2 protein-coding genes and 2 pseudogenes are annotated in these 3,017 nt (G+C 70.8%); 3 read left to right on the forward strand and 1 reads right to left on the reverse strand.

Features of this window, described 5'->3' with window-relative positions:
• Positions 1-886: pseudogene (locus AC13HU_RS34905) on the reverse strand (hypothetical protein); the annotation flags it as partial.
• Between the two features lie 165 nt (positions 887-1,051).
• On the opposite strand from AC13HU_RS34905, the gene AC13HU_RS34910 reads away from it, so the two are divergent.
• From AC13HU_RS34910 to AC13HU_RS34920, 3 genes and pseudogenes are all read left to right on the forward strand, one after another.
• Positions 1,052-1,672: an L-threonylcarbamoyladenylate synthase gene (locus AC13HU_RS34910; RefSeq protein WP_483046012.1), complete on the forward strand. Its 621-nt coding sequence runs from the start codon at positions 1,052-1,054 to the stop codon at positions 1,670-1,672.
• Between the two features lie 153 nt (positions 1,673-1,825).
• Positions 1,826-2,719 (forward strand): serine hydrolase domain-containing protein, encoded by an 894-nt coding sequence (locus tag AC13HU_RS34915; RefSeq protein WP_483046013.1) that lies wholly within the window; start codon positions 1,826-1,828, stop codon positions 2,717-2,719.
• Positions 2,716-3,017: pseudogene (locus AC13HU_RS34920) on the forward strand (peptide hydrolase); the annotation flags it as partial. The gene AC13HU_RS34915 and the pseudogene AC13HU_RS34920, both read left to right, overlap by 4 nt.

A 3,017-nucleotide genomic window follows, 5' to 3' on the forward strand; every position in this document is an offset into this window, starting at 1 on the left:
GTGTGGGGGCGCCCCCGTCCTGCTTGTCGTTGGAGGCGCCGCCGGAGGGGCTCTCCGTGGTCCCCGGGGACGTTCCGGGGGACGGGGTCTTCTTGGAGTGCGGCGAGTTGTTGCCGGTGAACGCGTCGCCGATGGTCGTGCCGTTGCCGTGCCCGCTGATGTTCTGGCCCGAGGCGAGCTCGCACACGGTGATGCCGCCCATGGTCAGGCCGAACGCGAGCGCCACTGCCGCCGCCGGCCGCTTCCAGCGCAGCCCGCGGGCGCGGTGCACGGTGCCCTCGGAGTAGTCGGTGCTCTCGGGGTGGTCCGTGTGCTTCGTAAATACGGTGCCGTCCGTATATACGGTGCCGGTGGCGCCGAGGGGGTACGCGTCCGCCGCCGGCTGCACCGTCGTGTCCGTCACCGGCCCGAGCGCGGTGTGCGCCGTGGGTTCCATGGTGGTGTTCGCGTGTGCGGCCGAAGCCGTGCCCGTGCCCGTATCCGCGGCCGCACGTAGGCCCGTATCCGCGGCCGTGTCCGTCGCCGTTGCCAGGCGGTGCGTTTTCGGCCTGGCCTGGGTGGCCGCGGACTGTACGTGTCCGGCCACCTCGTGGACGTGCCGGCCGGTGCGGCGGAAGACGTGCTGGAGGAGTGAGCCGCCGCAGGTGGCCAGGATGCTGACCACGCCGGCGCCCATGATTGTCCCGTACACGCCGAGGTTGGACGCGAGCTTGGCGGCCACGACCGCGGCGACGGCGCTTCCCGCCACCTGCGGCACGCTCAGGTCGAGGCCCCGCCCCTTGCGCTTCTCCCGGCGCCCGGCCTGGCCAGGGTGTGCGCCCGGCTCGGGGTGCTCGCCTTGCTCCGGGGGCCCGTCGCCGACCCGTTCCTCGCCCATGTCAGACACTGCCCACCTCTCACGATCAACCGCAAGAACAGACGGACGGCCGGTGGCATAAAGTTCCTTTTGCGCGCCTTTCGTGAAGTACGCCACTCCGCGCCGCCCCGACACCGGCAGACGCGCCTGACCAGGGCGGACGGCAAATCGCAACCGGGGTACTACGCTTGGCCGATGGCGCGATACTTCGACGTACACCCTGTGAATCCCCAGCCGCGCATCATCAGCGGAGTCGCCGACAACATCCGGTCCGGCGCGCTCGTCGCCTACCCGACGGACTCCTGCTACGCCCTCGGCTGCCGGCTGGGCAACCGCGACGGGATCGACCGCATCCGGTCGATCCGCGACCTCGACGACCGGCACCACTTCACACTGATGTGCCAGAACTTCGCGCAGCTCGGGCAGCTCGTGCAGATCGACAACGACGTGTTCCGGGCGATCAAGGCGGCGACGCCGGGCAGCTACACCTTCATCCTGCCGGCCACCCGGGAGGTGCCGCGGCAGCTGTTGCACCCCAAGAAGAAGACCGTCGGCGTGCGCATCCCCGACCACGTCGTCACGCAGGCACTCCTCGCCGAGCTCGGCGAGCCGCTGGTCTCCAGCACCCTGTTGTTGCCCGATGAGGCCGAGCCGATGACCCAGGGCTGGGAGATCAAGGAGCGGCTCGACCACGTCGTCGACGCCGTGATCGACTCGGGCGACTGCGGCACCGAGCCCACCACCGTCGTCGACTTCTCCAGCGGCGCGAGCGAGATCATCCGCCAGGGCGCGGGCGACCCCACCCGCTTCGAGTAGGCCGCTGCCCGGCGGCTTGTGTCGCGATGACCCGGTTCGCCTACCCGGCCCTCTGGCCGGACCCGTGACGGCCGCGCCGGGGGGATATCCCCCGGCGCGATCATGAGGCTTGCCGGATCGTGCCCCGACGGCGCGCGGACGTGGCGTCCGGCCATGACTTGGACTCTGCGCAAGCACCTCGCCGTGGCAGTCGGCGTCGCCGCGCTGCTCGCCGCCGAGGTTGCCACCGCCTCCGCCCAGCCCGCCGGTCCTTCCCTCGCCGGGCGGTTACGGCAGGACACCGAGGCGATCCACGCCCTCGGTATCAGCGGTGTGCAGGCCCGCGTGGTCGCACCCGACGGTCGGCAGTCGGTCGCCACCAGCGGCACCGCCGATCTGCACACCGGCCGCCCGGTTCCCTCCGACGGCTACTTCCGTATGGCCAGTACCTCCAAGACGCTGGTCGCCACCGTGGTCCTCCAACTGGAGGCCGAGAGCAGGCTCTCCCTGGACGACACGGTGGACCACTGGCTGCCGGGAGTGGTGCAGGGCAACGGCAACGACGGCAGCCGGATCACCGTCCGCCAACTGCTCCAGCACACCAGCGGGATCCACGACGACCTGCCCGGATACACCACGCCGGAGGAGTACTACCAGCAGCGCGACGACGTCTACAGCTCGGCGCAGTTGGTCGCGCGCGCCATGGCCCACCCACCGGACTTCCCGCCCGGCGAGGGCTGGCAGTACTCCAACACCGACTACATCCTGCTCGGCATGATCATCCAGAAGGTCACCGGTCAACCCGCCCATCAGCAGATCGAGGACCACATCCTGCGCCCGCTCGGCCTCGACCGGACCCGGTGGACGGGCGTCTCACCGACACTGCCCGAGCCGCACGCCCGGGCCTACCAGTTCTACGGGCCCGGTTCCCGATTGGACGTCACCTATCAGGTCCCGGTGGAGCACGAGGATCCTCGCGTTCGTCTCGACCACGCGGGACGAGAACACCTTCTTCCGTGCGCTGCTCGCGGGCCGGCTGCTACCGGCGCGGGCAGTTGGCCGAGATGAAGCGGACCGTCCCGGTCGGCGCGGACCTCCAATGGATGTGGCCGGGCGGACGGTACGGGCTCGGCCTGGTCGAGCGCCCCCTGAGCTGCGGGGGAACGTACTGGAGCCATGAGGGCGGGGACGGCGGTTGCATCACCCTCAACGGCGTCACCGACAACGGCCGGCGCAGCGCGGTGGTCTCCATGTCCGAGGCGCGCGGCGACACCCAGGAGCACATGTCGGAGCAGGAGAACGCGGCGAGCGCGCTGATCGACCACGCGTTGTGCGCCGGGGGCCGCGGCGCCCGACAGGTCTACTG

This window comes from Streptomyces sp. NH27 (genome assembly GCF_056859195.1).

What these genes read in the sequence shown, in the direction of transcription:
- AC13HU_RS34915 (WP_483046013.1), top strand. Translation starts at nt 1,826, where the DNA reads ATGACTTGGACTCTGCGCAAGCACCTCGCCGTGGCAGTCGGCGTCGCC.
- AC13HU_RS34910 (WP_483046012.1), top strand. Translation starts at nt 1,052, where the DNA reads ATGGCGCGATACTTCGACGTACACCCTGTGAATCCCCAGCCGCGCATC.